This is a genomic window from Amycolatopsis cihanbeyliensis (assembly GCF_006715045.1).
Taxonomy (GTDB): domain Bacteria; phylum Actinomycetota; class Actinomycetes; order Mycobacteriales; family Pseudonocardiaceae; genus Amycolatopsis; species Amycolatopsis cihanbeyliensis.
In genome coordinates this window covers 1,767,946-1,784,010 of sequence record NZ_VFML01000001.1, presented here as the reverse complement: position 1 = coordinate 1,784,010, position 16,065 = coordinate 1,767,946, and the positions used below count along the sequence as shown (strand labels likewise).

Annotated in this window: 11 protein-coding genes; 3 read left to right on the top strand and 8 right to left on the bottom strand. The window is 70.0% G+C overall.

The window, feature by feature from the left end:
- Positions 1–33: 33 nt before the first annotated feature.
- The 8 genes from FB471_RS07695 to FB471_RS07660 all read right to left on the bottom strand — a co-directional run bounded on the left by FB471_RS07695 (position 34) and on the right by FB471_RS07660 (position 11,389).
- A complete protein-coding gene (locus FB471_RS07695; protein WP_141996639.1) occupies positions 34–1,200 on the bottom strand; it encodes a glycosyltransferase in 1,167 nt (388 codons plus the stop codon).
- Entirely contained in the window at positions 1,197–5,153 is a 3,957-nt protein-coding gene (locus FB471_RS07690; protein ID WP_142001658.1) for a DUF4082 domain-containing protein, read from the bottom strand. The genes FB471_RS07695 and FB471_RS07690 overlap by 4 nt, the downstream gene beginning before the upstream one ends.
- Before the next feature lie 273 nt (positions 5,154–5,426).
- Entirely contained in the window at positions 5,427–6,413 is a 987-nt protein-coding gene (locus tag FB471_RS07685) for an SDR family NAD(P)-dependent oxidoreductase (protein ID WP_141996638.1), read from the bottom strand.
- Positions 6,413–7,459: a Gfo/Idh/MocA family protein gene (locus FB471_RS07680; protein ID WP_141996637.1), complete on the bottom strand. Its 1,047-nt coding sequence runs from the start codon at positions 7,457–7,459 to the stop codon at positions 6,413–6,415. The genes FB471_RS07685 and FB471_RS07680 overlap by 1 nt, the downstream gene beginning before the upstream one ends.
- A gap of 100 nt (positions 7,460–7,559) precedes the next feature.
- Entirely contained in the window at positions 7,560–8,714 is a 1,155-nt protein-coding gene (locus FB471_RS07675; protein WP_211357984.1) for an esterase-like activity of phytase family protein, read from the bottom strand.
- Positions 8,715–8,787: 73 nt separating this feature from the next.
- A complete protein-coding gene (locus FB471_RS07670; protein WP_141996636.1) occupies positions 8,788–9,558 on the bottom strand; it encodes an SDR family NAD(P)-dependent oxidoreductase in 771 nt (256 codons plus the stop codon).
- Positions 9,559–9,597: 39 nt separating this feature from the next.
- Positions 9,598–10,089 carry a cupin domain-containing protein gene (locus FB471_RS07665; RefSeq protein WP_246076288.1) on the bottom strand — a complete coding sequence of 164 codons (492 nt, stop codon included), beginning with the start codon at positions 10,087–10,089 and terminating at the stop codon, positions 9,598–9,600.
- 16 nt (positions 10,090–10,105) lie between these two features.
- A complete protein-coding gene (locus FB471_RS07660; protein WP_141996634.1) occupies positions 10,106–11,389 on the bottom strand; it encodes a cytochrome P450 family protein in 1,284 nt (427 codons plus the stop codon).
- A gap of 44 nt (positions 11,390–11,433) precedes the next feature.
- On the opposite strand from FB471_RS07660, the gene FB471_RS07655 reads away from it, so the two are divergent.
- From FB471_RS07655 to FB471_RS07645, 3 genes are all read left to right on the top strand, one after another.
- Complete coding sequence (locus FB471_RS07655) at positions 11,434–11,868, top strand: hypothetical protein (RefSeq protein WP_246076287.1); 435 nt, start codon at positions 11,434–11,436, stop codon at positions 11,866–11,868.
- 505 nt (positions 11,869–12,373) lie between these two features.
- Positions 12,374–14,218, top strand: coding sequence for a glycoside hydrolase family 5 protein (locus tag FB471_RS07650; RefSeq protein WP_141996633.1), 1,845 nt, complete (start codon positions 12,374–12,376; stop codon positions 14,216–14,218).
- 129 nt (positions 14,219–14,347) lie between these two features.
- The gene (locus tag FB471_RS07645; protein ID WP_246076286.1) at positions 14,348–16,051 is read left to right on the top strand and encodes an arabinofuranosyltransferase AftB family protein; all 1,704 of its coding nucleotides are present in this window, start codon (positions 14,348–14,350) and stop codon (positions 16,049–16,051) included.
- Positions 16,052–16,065: the final 14 nt, after the last annotated feature.

Sequence of the window (16,065 nt, the reverse complement as noted above, 5' to 3'; positions counted from 1 at the left end):
CTGAACCCCTTTCCGTGGCTTTGTGCAAGAGGGTCATGCACAAGCCGAACGTGCCGCTGCTGTCAGCTCCCTCAGTTCCGCTGCCCGTGTCACCCAGGAGTATCGCCGCGCGACCGCCCGCCGTTGCGCCACCGCGCCCGGCGTCACCACGGTGGCCGCCTCCACCACGGCGGTGGCGAACTCGGCGGGCCCCGCGGCGAGCCACACCTGGTCGGTCTCCTCGCGCAACCTGGTGCCTGCCGGCAGGGCGGTGCTCACCACCGGCTTGCCCGCCGCCAGGTACTCCAGGGTCTTCAGCGGGAAGGATGCGCGGTTGAACCGGGTGTCGGCGTACGGGGTGAGACCCACGTCGAACCGCGCGAGCACGTCGAGCAACTCGGCATGCGGCAGCGGGCCGGTGTGGTGCACGTTGTCCCGGGCCAGCAGGGCGTCCACCCGCTCGGGCTGCCAACCGGGGTCCCGCGGCCCCGCCAGCAGCAGCCCGATTCCACGATCCGCGACCGCCTCCAGCAACGCGAGGTCGATCCGGTCGGACAGCTGCCCGGACAGCCCGGCCACCGGCTCGGGAAATCCCGGTGGCAGCGGGACGGGCGTGCGCCGTTCGATCTCGGCGTAGACCCGCGGGTCGCAGCCGTTCGGGAACAGCACCGGGTCGGCACCGAGCTCGCGCCAGCGCCCGGCGAGCTCCGGGGTCACCGCGAGCACGAGGTCCGCCCTGCGCAACGCCGCCCGCTCCTCGGCGGCCACCCTGGCCGGGTCCAGCCGCATCAGCTCGGCTCCGGCCACCCAGTCGTCGGTGCCGTACAGCACGTTCACCACCCCGTGCCCCCAGCGGCCCAGCACGTCGTGCGGGGAGCAGCCGAGCACCGCATGCGGGGTCCGGCCCACCAGCCGCAACGCCCACCGTAGCTGCGCGCGGACCAGCGGCCAGGTGGTGGCCCGGATGCCCGGCCTGGTCAGCCCGGGCAGGGCGACCGGGGTGAGCCGCAGGACACGTTCCCCGGTGCGGGCCAGCCGGGGACGCCACTTCCGGCCCGACCCGGCAACCCCGCGGTAGCGGGCCGGGGTGGCCGGGGAGACCGGTGGGTCGACCCAGAGCACGTCGGCGTGCGTGCGCAGCGCCTCGGTGAGCTGTCGCTCGGATCCCTTCACCCCGTCCCAGGTCACCCCGGACACCACGACGAACAGCGGCTTGTTCATGTGCCTGCCTGGAAGACGACGTCGACCCAGTAGTTGCCTCCCCGGAAGGTGGAGGTGGGGAAGCCGGGGCCGGCGTTGTACACCCCGTTGGCCGTACCCGACCCGGTCGCCGGGGCGGACAGCGGGGTGCTGGTCACCCCGGTCTGCTCGAAGTAGAACGCGTCGGCCGCGTAGTGCCCGTTCGGCGCGGTGTAGGAGGCGACGTAGGTCTGCCCTGCCTGGATCGGCACCGGTGTGGCGAAGGTCAGGGTTTGCCAGCCGGTCTCCGTCTCGCCGGTGAAGGTTCCTGTTGCCAGCAACTGACCTCCTTCTGTCCACAGTGAACCTGTGTGCGTTCCGGTATTACCTGTTCCCTTGTAGAACTTCACGCCGGCGATCGTGCCCGCGGCCGAGGAGCTGAACCGGACGCCGAGCTCGTAGGAGCCGGGATCATCGGCGGACGGCGTGGTCGGCAGGGTGGCCGCGCTGAACAGCGAGCACGGGCAGGTCTGGGTGCCGTCCGCGGTGAACGACCAGGTCTGCGGTTCCGGCATGGGGACGCCGTTCGCGTCGGCGATCTTGATGCTGACCCCGTAGCCGGTTCCGGCGGCCAGCCGCGCCGAAGGCGTGAAGGTCACCGTGTGCTCGTCGGCCGAGAGGGTCAGTTCACCGTCCAGCTTCGCGCCGCCCGGATCGGTCAGCGCGAACTGCGCGCTGGTCGGGTCGACCGGCTCGGTGAACGAGACGGTCACCGCGGTGTCCAGGTCGACCTCACTCGCGCCGGGGCCCGGTGTCCGGCCGGTGATCTGCGGCGGGGTGGTGTCCCCGTTCAGCCCGTTGCGATAGATCACGTCCACCCAGTAGTTGCTGGCACCCCACGAGGAGGTGGGGAACTCCCCGCCTGCTCCGTAGCGATAGACGCCGTTGCCTGCCTCCACCCCGTCGGCGAGCGCGTTGATCCCGCCGTAGGACGCGCTCGAGTCGGCGAAGTAGCCGTTGTCTCCGGCGTAGTGCCCGTTGGGCGCGTGGTAGGAGACCACGTAGGTGGTGTTGGCCTGGACCTCGACCGGTTCGGCGAAGGTCAGGGTCTGCCAGCCTGCGGCGGTCTCGTTGTCGAAGGTCCCGGTGGCCAGCAACTGCCCGCTCGCCGACCAGAACGACCCGGTGTGCGTGCCGGTGTTGCCCGTTCCCTTGTAGAACCGCACGCCCAGCACCTCGCCCTTGCCGTCGAAGCGCACCTTGGTGCCCAGTTCCACCGGCGCGGAGTCGTGCGGATCGGCCTTGTTCACCGGATGTGTGAAGTCGTCCCAGATCGTGCAGGGGCAACCGGCCGGTCGGGGGGACCCGGTGGTGAAGGTCCAGGTCCGTTCGGCGGCCAGGTTGCCAGCCGCGTCCCCGGCGGTGACTGTCGCGGTGTAGCTGGTGGCGGGGCTCAGCTCGGTGCCGGGGGTGAAGGTGACGTCGCCCTCGGTCACCGAGACGTTTCCGGAGACCGCGCCGCCCGCGTGGGTGAGTGTGAAGTCCACCGATTCCGGCACCACGGCCTCGTCGTAGCCGACCGAGGGTGTCTCGTCCAGCGCGACCGAGCTGTCCCCGGTGCTCGGCGCGTGTTCAAGCACCTCGGGCGCGCGGGTGTCCGGCCCGGGGTCCGGTCCCCACACCACGTCGACCCAGTAGTTGGTGTCCTGGTAGCTCTGCGTGGGGAAGCCGGGACCGCCCGCGCGGTAGACCCCGTTCAGCCCCTCCACCCCGCTGCGCAGCGCGGTCAGCGGGTCCAGGAACTCCTCCTTGCTCGTGAAGTAGAAGTTGTCCGCGGCGTAGTGCCCGTTCGGGGCGAAGTAGGACACGACGTAGGTGGTGTCCGCGGCCACCGGGACCGAGGTCGGCAGCGTGAGGGTCTGCCAGCCGGTCGCCGTTTCCCCGCCGAAGGTTCCGGTACCGAGCAGTTGCCCGTCGGCGGTCCACAGGGAGCCGGTGTGCGTCCCGGTGTTGGCCGCGCTCTTGTAGAAGCGGACACCGCGCACGTAACCGGCGGTGTGCGAGCGGAACTTCACGCCCAGCTCCACCTGGCTACCGTCGCCCGCGTCGGTGAGGTCGGGGGTGGCGGTGTCGGTCCAGATGCTGCACGGACACGTCCGCGGGTCGACCGTGATCGTGGCCGAGGCCGGGGCGGACAGGTTCGCCGAGTCGTCCACCGCCCGGACCTGAACCTGCGGTGTGCCGGAGACGGCGGGGGTGTAGGTGTAGCTCCAGGTGCCACTGCCCGCGGTCCAGTCCGCGGGGTGCCAGCGGGTCCCGCCGTCCACCGAGACCTCGACCCCGGCCACCTCGCCCAGGGTGTCGGTGACGGTGCCGGAGAAGGTGTAGTCCGTACCCACCGTGGTCGCCGGCGCGTTCGTGATGGCCACCGCCGGCGCGAGGCTGTCGGCGCTCGGGCTCGACTGGGTCAGTCCCGGCCGGAGGGTGGCCGGCTGTACCCCCATGTCCGCCAGCAGGTTCACGGTGGCCTGCTGGATCCGTACGTCCGAGGTCGGACTGCCGGTCTGGAAGGCGTGCTCGTCGTCCAGGCCCCATGCCCACTGCACGGTGCCCGCACCGAACACCAGCGCGCCACTCACCTGGTCCCGGTAGAGGGTCAGCGCGTGGGTCTTGGTGCCCGGACCGTACACATCGCCGTGGTTCTGCAGGATGTACTGCCCCTCCATCTCGACCGTGGTGCGGGAGAGCTGCGCGACGCCCGCCGGTTGGGCTCCGTTGTCCTCGACCGAGTTCCACTCGTAGCCCAGCGTGCCAGGCGCGAAGCTGTGGCTCCCGCCGGCCGGGAGCCCCTGCAGCGAGGTGTGCCGCCACAACCGCATCTTGCCGAAGGCCGCGGGCACGGTGAGCGAGTCGTCCCGCCTCCCGTTCACCGTGAAGATGTTGCCGAGCAGGGCGTTCTCCGGTCTGCCGCCGTCCGATGGCGGGCTGAACCTCGGGTCCCGCCAGGTGCCGGTCCATTCCGGACTCGGATCGACCTTGGCGTTGTGCTTGGTCTCCTTGTAGCAGACCACGGTCCGCCACGGGGTGGCCGAGGGGTCCGCGCTCGGCTCCCAGCGGGTCTTCCAGAACACCTCGTTGCCGGTCAGGAACGCCATGTGCACGCCGGCGGCCTTGGCCGCCTCCACGTTGTCCCGCTGCTCGTTCGACCAGTACTCGTCGTGGCCGACGGGCATGAACACCTTGTGGTTCTGGATCAGGTGGCCGCGGCGTGCGGTGTCCATATCCGTGGTGTAGCTCACGTCGTAGCCATTGGCCTCGAGGAAGCGCACCATCGGGTACTCGGCGTTGAAGATGAAGTTCTCCTCGCCGGGCTCGAACAGCGGGCGGTTGTAGCTGACCGCGTAGGCGGAGCCCTGCGGGCCGGGGCCGGTCCCGTAGTAGAGGCTGTTGCCACCGTAGCGGTTGTACGCGTGCCAGGTGGAGTCCGAGGTCTGCAGCAGAATGTCCGAGGTGCTGGTGTCGTCCCGCACCACGAACGCGATCTCGTTCTCACCCTGCGTGTCATTGCGATGCAGCACCGCATAGTAGATCCCGGACACCGCGTCCGCGGGTACGTCCCAGCCCGCGGTGACCGCCCAGTTGCCGCAGTCGGTCATCCCGGTCTCCGCGACGAGCAGGCAGTCCGGCTGGATCTGCGGGGTGTTGCGCAGCACCGAGTCCACATGCCGGGCACCGGTTCCGCCGTAGTACCCGAGCCGGAAGATGTCCACCCGGATCGACGGCGCACTGGTCTTGATCTTGAAGTCGACCCGGCCACCGGGAGCGGTGCTGATATCGGTGGTGAACCCGGCGATCGAGTCGTCCAGCCCCTCCACCATCCAGTTCTGGGTTCCGGGTCTGGTGTTCTCGCAGGCGACGGGATTCTCCACGGGTGCTTCGCAGGGGTCCTCGGCCTCCGCGGCAGGGGAGAAGACGAGGAACGAGGTGAAGACCATCAATGCCACCAGTCCGAGGTGGACGGCCCGCCCACCTCGAATCCGGAAAGTATATTTCTTGTTGCTTCGCGCTGGCATTATTACCTCTCGTTCCTGCCGCACCCACGTCCCAGTACGGTGGCCTAGTCGAGAGGAAGGACCATCGCGTTACGGCATTCGGCCGCTTGCCTTGTCCCGATTCGATAACGTCGGACCACGCTACCTTCAATTCACTCTGGGTCAACTTTGTTCGGTGCTTTTCGTAAGGGAGCACCAAAAAGGACGAAATGGTGGTTATTCCACACCCGAGCCGGTGCTGGTACGCCACCAGGACACCAGGTCGCGCAGGCCTTGCCGCAGCTCGATTTCCGGACGCCACCCGAGGTCGCGTTCCGCCGCGGAGATGTCGGCCAGCCGCCTGGTGACCCCGTTGACCGCGCGTTCCGGACCGTGCTCCGGTTCGAGCTCGGAGCCCATCGCGGCGAGCAGGTCGAGGGCGAGCTGCCGCAGGCTGGTCTCGGTGGCGCTGGCGATGTTGTACACCGCGCCGGTCGCCGGCGCCGTGGCGGCCAGCAGGTTGGCCCGCGCGATGTCGTGGACGTGCACGAAGTCCATTGTCTGCGCGCCGTCACCGAAGATCAGCGGTGGCTCACCGCGGTTGATCCGTTCCATCCAGCGGATCAGCACCTCGGTGTAGAGGCCGTGCACGTCCATCCGTGGCCCGTACACGTTGAAGTACCGCAACGCGACGTAGTCCAGGTCGTACATCGCCTTGAAGCTGCGCAGCATGCCCTCGTTGAACGCTTTCGCCGCACCGTAGAAGGTGTCGTTGTTGTACGGGTGGTGCCGCTCGTCGGTGGGGAAGTGGTCGGCGAGGCCGTACACCGAGGCGGATGAGGACGCGATCACCTTGCGCACGCCCGCTTCCGCGGCGGCCTCGAGCACGGTGAAGGTGCCGTCGACGAGTGACTCCAGCGCCAGCCGTGGCTGCTCGGCGCACTGGGTGATCCGCAGTGCGGCGAGGTGGAAGACCACATCCGTCCCGGTGGTCAGCTCGTGCACCAGCGCGGTGTCGTTGATGTCGCCCTCGACCAGTTCCAGCCGGTCTCCCGCGGCCGCGCCCGCGGCAGCCAGGTTCTCCTTGCGGCCGCGGACCAGGTTGTCCAGCACGATGATGCGGGCCGCCCCCGCCTCGGCGAGCCGGTCCACCACGGCGGAGCCGATGGTTCCGGCTCCCCCGGTGACCAGGATCCGCTGCCCTTCGATCGGCTGTGCCGCCATCACACCGTCTCCTCGGGTATCTCCACGAATGCCCCATCGCTGCGCAAACTCTCGGTGGCCGCCTCCAGCAGCGCCAGCACGCGCAGGCCGGATCGGCCGTCGGTGAGCGGGCTGCGCCGCTCGCGGATCGAGCCGGCGAACTCGGCCATCACCGCACGCAGGGCCTCCTGCTCGGTGAGCGCCGGTGCCACCATCTCGCCGACCCGGTAGGAGACTATCGTCTGCTCCCGCTTCTCCGGGGGTAGTTCGGCCGGATCATAGGTTTCGACGCCTCTGTCGTAAATGGACAGTCGTTGACTGGGATTCAGGTCGTCCCACACCGCGGTCCGGCGGGAACCACCGATCACCATGGTGCGGATCTTGGTGGGGGAGAGCCAGTTCACATGCACATGCGCCATCGCCCCGCCGGAGAGCCGGATGGTGAGATGCGCCACGCAGGCGCGTCCTGCCCCGATCGGGTCGGATCCGTGCGCGGCCACCGCGACGGGCCGTACCCCGTCCGGGAGGATCGCGTCGAAGACGGAGAGGTCGTGCGGCGCGAGGTCCCACAGCACGTCCACGTCCGGCTGCACCAGACCGAGGTTGATCCGTACCGAGTCCAGGTACTGGATGGAGCCGACGCCCCCGGAACGGATCAGTTCGCGCAGGTGCCGTACCGCGGGCGTGTAGCAGTAGGTGTGATCGAGCATCAGCACCAGGCCGCGTCGCTCTGCGGCGGCGGTCAGTTGCCTGCCCTCGGCGAGGTTGGTCGCCAATGGTTTCTCCACCAGCACGTGCTTTCCTGCTTCCAGCGCGGCCATCGCCACTTTGAGGTGGGTCGCGGCCGGGGTCGCGATGGCGACCGCGGACACCGCGGGATCGCCCAGTACCTCCTCGAGGGAGTCGCCGGCGCGCACCGTGGAGTACTCTCCGAGCACCCGGCCCGCCCGTTCCCGGTCGAGATCGCACAGGTACTCCAGGCGTAACCCGGGAGTCGCTTGCGCGTTACGGACCAGGTTGGGTCCCCAGTAACCAGCACCGATGACCGCAAGGCCAACGCGTTCCACCGTGTCTCCTCCCTCGCCGGAGCGGGCCGGCTGCGGCTGCCTTCTGATTCGCTGCAGGCGGGCCCGCCGTTACAGGCCGGGCGAGGAGTTCGGCTTCAGGTCAGCGCAGGCCGAGCGCAACCACCTGGGTGACTTCCTCGGGGCTGAAGTTGTCGTCACTGACGAGCAGGAGCGTGTGCTCGCCGCCGGGCAGGTCCGGACCCCAGGTCATCCCCTCGATATTGTCTACAGTGGATAGATTGAGGTCACGTAAATCGGTCAGTAGCCGCTTGCGCATCGGCCGGACCGTCCCGGTGGCGAGCGAGTACCGGTCCTGGACCTCGGTGGCGCCCCGGATGTCCGTCTCGAACAGCCGTACCTTGAACCCGGAGCCCGGGACGTAGCTGCGTTCCAGCACCAGGTACCGGAATGGGTCATCTGGGTAGGCCAGGATGGCGGGCACGCCGGTGTCCGGGTTCCACGGGCTGGTGGGGTCCGGCTCGGCGAACAGCGGTTCCAGCGGGTAGGCGAACTGGTCCAGCACCTCTCCGGTCCGCTCCTGCCTGGTCACCCTGGCCAGCGCGCCGCGCTCGGTTGTCGGCTCCGGCCCGTCCTGGAGCAACGGGCCCTCCAGCGCGGTGGTCAATACCGAACCGTTGGTACTGAAGGTGATCGCTTCCAGTACGAGGTTGCGGCGCGGGCCGTGCTCGTGCCGGGAGATCCGGTAGTGGCGTGGCAGCGGGAGGTTACCGACGTGCCCGCCGAAGCGTGCGGTGAACTCGATGGACGGCTGGATCAGTGGCTCCGCCGGGTCCTGACCCTTCGGCCGGTTGCCTTCCTGGCTCCACCAGTAGTGTCCGGTCCGCGGGTCGACCCTGATCTCCTCCGGGTCGACTGCCTTGCCGTCGTTCGCGGTGGGTGGCGGGTAGGTGCTGCCATCCGGTTGCCGCAGCGCGTGCGTTCCGGTGAAGGTGACGCCGTGCACCCCGCCCGCGTCCACGTCGATCCGCGCGGTGTAGAACCGGGCGGGCTGCTGGTAGGAGCGGTCGTCACTGATCAGCACGTATTCCCCGGTGTAGGGGTCCCGGTCGATGCCGGAGAGCCCGCCGACGGTCGTGCCGAGGAACCGGAGCTGGTGCGGGACGATCGACTCGCCCACCATGCGCACCGCCGGTTGTGGCCCGGCTTGCGCCGGTGGCGCCGTGAACGCGGCGGCCAGCACCGCGCAGCAGAGGGCGATCGTCGCGACCGGGCGTACTGAACGTCGAGGTCCCATGACGGAAACCATTCCGAACCGGCCGCGTACGCGCAGTCACCCAACAGCGTATTTCTGTGACTGGCGTGCCTCCTCACCAGGTGGGGTGGGCGCCGACTCCGCCGTCCACCACGAGGTTGTGGCCGGTGATCCACCCCGCCATCGGGGACGCGAGGAAGACGCAGGCGTTGCCCACGTCGGTGGGCCGCCCGAGCCGGGCTAGCGGTGCCGCTCGTTCCCAGCGCCGCACCCCTTCGGGCCAGGCCTCCTCGAGATCGGGACGGTGGATCAGCCCGGGTGAGACGGTGTTGACCCGGATCCCGCGCGGCCCGTACTCCAGTGCGGCGTTGCGCGCGTGCATGACCAGCGCTGCCTTGGAGGCCGCGTAGTGCGCATGGCCGGTCGCGGGCTGGGTGGCCTCGATGGAGGCGATGTGGGTGATCGTTCCACCATCGGCACGCATCGCCTCGGCCGCCGCCTGCGTGCAGCAGAAGGCGCTGGTCAGGTTGGTGTCCACCACCGTTCGCCAGTCCTCGGCGGACATCGTGGCCAGCTCCTGCACCGGCTGCACCCCCGCGTTGTTGACCAGTGCGTCCAGCCGCCCGCCCCAGTCCGCCGCCGTTTCGACGAGCCGCCGGCACTGCCGTTCCTCGCTCAGGTCCGCGGGTACGGCCAGTGCCGCGGCGCCGGCGGCCCGGAGCCGGTCCACCAGTTCCTCGGCGCTCGCCCGGTCCCGGTGGTAGTGCGCCACCACGGAGGCACCGGCTTGCGCGAACCGCAGCGCGATGCCGCCTCCGACCTGCCCACTGGCCCCGGTGACCACGGCGACCACGCCGCCGAGGTCGGGCAGCGAGGCATCCGGCATGGCAAGGCTCCTCTCGGTCGGTGTTTCGTTCGGTCGGCTTCACTCCTCCGACAGCCGCAGGGGCGCGTCCCGGCGGCACAGCATGCGGATCTTCTCGGCGGCAGCGGGGTACTCGGCGAGCAGGGTGTCCAGGTCGCCGCCCTCGTAGTCCTCGGGTACGAATCCGGGGGCCATGGTGGTGCCGCACAGCGACCAACGCCCGCCCGGTGCCACCTGCGCGCCCATCCAGGTACCCGCGGGCACCGTCAGCTGCACCCGCTGGCCGGCGAGAACGTCCCGGCCGAGCACCTCCACGCCGGCGCTGCCGTCCGGATGAAGCAGCAGCAGTTCGAGCGAATCGCCGAGGTAGAAATGCCAGACCTCGTCCAGCGGCAGCCGGTGCATCGCCGAGAACAACTCGTCCTCCGCGGCGAACAGCGCCATGATCGCCGATCCCGTGGGACGGCCCGTGGCGTCCAACGGGCCCGCCCAGGTCCGCCGGAACAGGCCGCCCTCCACCGGCAGCGGTTCCAGCCCGTACAGCTCCGCCACCGCCGTCACCGTAAGCTCACCGCTGTCCATCGCACCCCCCTCGGACGGGAAGCGACAGCAGGCCGAGGGAGCGGAACGAGGGCCGCCAGCGCAGTTCGTGCTCGGGTATCGCGAGCTCCATGGCGGGCACCTGTTCCAGGAGGACTCCGAACGCGATCCTGAGTTCCAGCCGGGCCAGCGCGGCGCCGAGGCAGTAGTGCGGGCCGTGACCGAACGCCAGGTGCGGGTTGTCCGCGCGAGCGGGATCGAGGTGCCCCGGATCGGGGAAGCGTGCGGGATCCCGGTTGGCCGAGGCCAGTGCGAGCATCACCGTATCGCCCGCCGGGATGCGTACCCCGCCGATCTCCACCTCCGCCGTCGTGAACCGGCGGATGGACAGCACGTTCGGATGGGCATAGCGCAGGAGTTCCTCGACCATGGCCGGCAGCAGCGCCGGATCCGCCCGGAGCGCGGCCAACTGGTCGGGACGCCGGAGCAGGAGCAGCATGCCGTGGCTGATCAGGTGGGTGATGTTCTCGATCCCGGCCCACAGGACGAGAAAGGTCAGCGAGACGAGCTCGTTCTCGTCCAGCCGGTGCTCGTCGTCGAGGGTGGCGTCGAGGGTGGCGTCGAAGGTGGTGTTGTCGGCGGCCGCGTTGTCGGGGCTTGCCTGGTCCCGGGCACCGATCCAGGTGGACAGCAGGTCCTCGCCGGGATTCGCCCGCCGAGCGGCGATCAGCTCCAGCAGGAATCGGTGGATGGACTGGACCGACTCGGTGACCTGCGCGCGGTTGGCCGGGGCGAGCATGGTGCTGGTCCACTGGGCGAACCGCTCCCGGTCCGGCTCCGGTACGTCCAGCAGATCGCCGATCGCCGCCAGTGGAAGGGGCGCGGCGTAGTCGGCCACCAGGTCTCCGCCGCCGCGCTCGGCGATGGTCCTTGCGAGCCGGGTGGCCGTCGAGCGGATGCCCGCGCCGAGTGCCTCGGCCCTGGCCGGGGTAAAGGCGCCGGACACCAACCGGCGTATCCGGGTGTGGTCGGCGCCGTCCCGGTTGAGCAGGTTGGCGTCCAGTGCCGGTGGCAGCGCGAATCCCGCGTAGCCGCCTCGTGAGTGGATCCTGTTCAGCGCGAGCCGCGGATCGGTGAGCGCGGCCCGGATGTCGGCCTCGCGGGTGAGGAGCCAGATCGGATCGCCCTCCGGGGTCGCCACGCGGTGGACCGGCCCGGACTCTCGCAGCTCGGCGAGGATGGCGTAGGGATCCGCGAAGTAGGCGGAGTCGAACGGCGCCGGAAGGGTGTCGGCGGATACCTGATCGGGCACGATGTCGATGGTAACGACGTGCCACCATGGATAGGGGAGGGCCAGTGCAGACGCCCATAACGGAGAATACGGACAACACGGACGTCACCGCGGATGCCGTGCGACCGCGCCGAGGGCTGGCCATCGCCTCCCTCTCGATCAGCTCGGTCGGGCTGGTTCTGGCGTTGTCGACCTGGGGCGCCTGGTTGCTCGTGCTCCCCTGGATGCCGGAGACAACCCCGCATTCCCTGGTCACCATTGTTTTCGCGCTGGTACTCGGCGCGTTGTGGTTCGCCGTGCTGCCCGCGGGCACGCTCGCGGTCATTTTCGGGATGATCGCCGGTGCGCGCTTGCGGGGCGGCGAGAACCTGGCCCGTGGTGGTACGTACCTGGGCCTGCTCGCGATCGCGGTCGCGCTGGCCGGTGCGGTTGCCTTCATGATGAGCGCCTCCAGTTGGAGTTGGCCCGGGCCCGGTGCGTATGACGCGCTCTTTCACTGACCACCTCGGGACGGGCGTCCCCGTGGTCGAGCTGTTTCGGGGTGGGGAATGCCGGAAGGCGGGCTCGAGTCTGTCGGGATCAATAACGCCAGTGTACTCGAACGTATATTCGATATTCGCCGATGAGTCGCACAAGAAGAATGTTCACTCGAACGGGTGGTCGAGTGTGCTGGTCGGCTCCGGGATCGGTCACCGTCCATCCCGGAGTGCGGCCACGGTCACTCGCCCGAATCCTCGCGTTGACCGCGTGGCCGGATATTCTTACTGTCGAAACTGGTGTACCAGTGCGGTAACCACTCGGTCGTGCGACCGTGGCTACCGAGGCATCGAGCGGCGAGTCGTGCGAGGATCGGACTTGCCGCTGCTCAGCCAGCCGGGCCGCCATATCCGCGCGCCCGGCAACTGAAGGAGTCCTGGTGCGGCGCAGCAGGGGCGCCGCACCAGGACTCCCGCTCCGAGCGGCCGAGTCTTGTCGACCGGGCCCGCGTCGGCGAAAATGTGAAGGATGTTCACAACCTTGCTGGTGGCGCTGACCGCCGTCACGTCACTGGCCGTGCCCGCGCGGCAACCGGAGGTCGGCTGGGTAGGGCCGCTCAGCACCCAGGGCCGGTACATCGTTGATGCCGATGGCGACCGCTTCATGCTCAAGGCGGGCAACTGGCACGGGGCCAGCGGGACCTGGACGGGCAGCGGTGACCGCGCCGACCCGGCCAACCATCACGCGGGTGAGCGGAGCAACGGCATCCCGCTCGGCCTCGACCGCGCGCCCGTGCGGGAGATCCTGGACAGTTTTCACGAACTGGGCATCAACAGCGTCCGGCTGCCCTTCTCCAACGAGATGATCCGGGACGGCTCGCTGGTGCCGGACGCGGCGGTGGCGGCGAATCCGCGTCTGCGCGGCCTCACCCGGCTCGAGGTGTACGACGCCGTGGTCGAGGCGCTGACCGCGGACGGCTTCGCTGTCGTGCTGAACAACCACACCAACACCTCGCGCTGGTGTTGCGGGGTGGACGGCAACGAGCGCTGGAACAGCAGCCAGACCACCGAGCGCTGGGTGGCCGACTGGTTGCGGATGGCCCGCAGGTACGCGGGCAACCCGCGGGTGGTCGGCGCGGACCTGTACAACGAGGTGCGCCGGGACGTGCTGGACGATCCGAACTGGGGCGGCGGCGATGAGCACGACTGGCACGCCGCGGCGCGGCGTGCCGCCGATCGCATCCTCACCGAGGCCAACCCGGACCTGCTGATCATCATCGAGGGGATCAACTGGTTCGGTCTGCCGGTGGACGGCCTTCCGCACGGGCGGCCCACCCTGGAACCGGCTCGTACCCTCTCGCACACGCTGGTGCGGTCCGGCAAGCTGGTGTACTCGGCGCATTTCTACGGCTACACCGGCCCGCGGCACAGCGGTGCCACCGGTATCGGGGAGACCAGCGATCCGCGATACCAGGACCTGTCCCGCGCCGAGTTGTTCGCGGTACTCCAGCGGCAGGCGTTCTTCGTCACCGAGGAGGGGCGGCACTTCACCGCGCCGTTGTGGATCAGCGAGTTCGGTGTCGGCGGGCGGGAGGAGACCGATCCGAAGGCGCGTGCCTGGTTCGCGAACTTCGTCGACTTCCTCGTCGCGCGCGAAACGAGCTTCGCCTACTGGCCGCTGGTCGGCTGGCATGAGGACCGGCGGGGCAACGGCTGGGCCCTCGTGCACTGGGACGCCGAGGGCAACCGGATGAGCATCGACGACGGTGACGACTGGCGCGCCTCCGCGTGGCGCAGGCTGGTCACCGCGCCCCATGAGTCGGCCCGGCCGGCCGACCGCTGGCGGCAGCTCGCCCCTGACCACGCGGACGCGGTGCGTTCGATGCGGATGCGCGCCGAACCGGACTGGGATCGCGGGGCCCGCAAGGCGGCCTGCCCGGACGGGCTCCGGCTGGTCGGGCTCAGCCACACTGGTGGGCGTGGGCTGTGTTCCGACGCCGGGGGCGGTGCGCCGTGGCGCGGCGGGTACCGGGTGGTGACCGACGAGCGATATGTCGATACCGACTGGGCGCCCGGCTACACCAAGTTCCAGTGTCCCGAAGGGCATTTCGCGACCGGCTACGCTCTGCGCGGGGCGGACTTTTCCGCCCTGCTTTGCGTGCGTTCCGGCCGGGCACCCGGGCAGTGGTCGGATGTCGTGTGGTTCGACCGGGGCGATGCCCGCCCGCCGGGGGCCGCGGGCGGTGACTTCGCGCACGGGCACTACAAAGGCCAGTGCGCCCGCGACGCCCAGGTGGCCGGGGTCGCCTGGACCCGGCGCCTCGGCTCGCCCGCGGGAACCCCGGACGCCTTGCTGTGCCGGAACATGGCCTGACGCGCCGGGCCTCGCCGTTCTGGGCATTTCGCCCATGCCAGGGCCGGGGTGCGGAGCTGTCGAGAAACCGTCACGTTCCCGTGGGATTCTCGCGCCGGGCTGTCGAAGATCGTTCCTAGCTTGGGGCTCATGTCCCTGTCCGTGCAGCACGCAGTGTCCGCCCCGATATCGACCGGCACGGAGCCGGTTCCCCGAGCGCCAGGGAGCCGCTGGAGCCGGGCCCTGTGCTGGTCGACCGTGGTGATCTTCGCCGTGCTGGCCTGGCTGGCACGGTGGATGAGTGACGACGGGCTGATCGTCCTGCGCACGGTCCGGCAACTGCTTGCGGGCAACGGGCCCGTGTTCAACATCGGCGAGCGGGTGGAGACCAACACCAGCGTGCTGTGGACGGCGCTGCTGACCCTGCTCGGCGGTGGTACCGGGCTGCGGCTGGAGTGGCTCGCCGTCGGTGCCGGCCTGGTGTGCTCGGTGACCGGGCTGGCATTCGGGTTGCACGCGGCCTGGCGGCTGCACGGTCGCGCGAAGGCGGTGGCGCCAGCGGGTGCCCTGGTGGTCTGCGTGCTACCGCCCTTCAGGGACTTCGCCACCTCGGGCCTGGAGACCGGGCTGATGATGCTGTGGCTCGGCGCGTCCTGGTGGCTGCTGGTCCGCTGCGTGCTCGGCGCTCCCGCGAGGGTGTGGCCGGTCGCGCTGGTGCTCGGCCTCGGCCCGCTGGTGCGCCCCGAACTGGCCCTGTTCGGCATCGCCGGGCTGATCGCGCTGCTCGTGGCGCTGCGGCCGCGACCGGCACGGGCGATTGGTTGGCTGGCGGTGGCAGGCGCGCTGCCGGTGGTCTACCAGGTCTTTCGGATGGGGTACTACGGGCTGCTGATCCCGAACACCGCGCTGGCGAAGGAGGCTTCCATGGCGCGCTGGGGCCGGGGCTGGACCTACCTCGCCGACGCGACCGGACCGTACCTGCTGTGGATCCCGCTGCTGGCACTGGCGCTGGCCGCCGGGCTGCTGCCGCGCCGCGGGGAACGCCGGGTGCTCCCGCTCGTGCTCGCGCCCGTGCTGGCCGGCTGCGCGCTGGCGCTGTACGTGCTGTGGGTCGGTGGTGACTTCATGCATGCCCGGATGGTGCTGCCGCCCCTGTTCTGCCTGCTGCTTCCGGTGTTCGTGCTCCCGGTGACCAGGCGGACCCTTGCCGCGCTGCTGGTCGTGCCGCTCTGGGCCGTGCTGGCGGCCGGCTGGTTGCGCGTGCCGTACGGCCCCGCCATCCACGACAGCACCGGGATCTCCGACGAGCGGGCCTTCTGGTCCTGGGTCACCGGGCAGCCGCATCCGATCCTCGCCGAGGACTTCGCCCAGGTACCGATGATGAGTAATCCGCTGCATACCTTCGCCGAGCGCGGCGAGGGCACCGTGGTGGCCGCCGACCAGGGGGCATGGCGGGCATTCCCGGTCGCAGGGGACCGCGCGACGATCCTCACCTGCTGCATCGGCACGGTGGGGATGCTGACCCCACTGGACGTCCGGGTGCACGACCACATCGGGCTGTCCAACCCGCTCGCAGCGCATGTGCGGCCGTTCCCGCACGGCCGGCCAGGACACGACAAGTACCTGCCGTCGGAGTGGGAGGTGGCCGCCGCCGGTTCGCCGGGCGAACGGTACGGCGACGCCCGGCGGGCGCTCGCCTGTCCCGGCATCCGGCGGCTGCTTGCGTCGGTCCGGCACCCGCTCACCTTCGACCGATTCTGGGACAACCTCACCGGCGCCTTCGACCGGTCCGCGCTGCGGTACAGCGCGGACCCGGCCGAGACCGCGCGCGCCTGCGGCGCGGCTCCGTCGTGACGCCGGGACCGTGC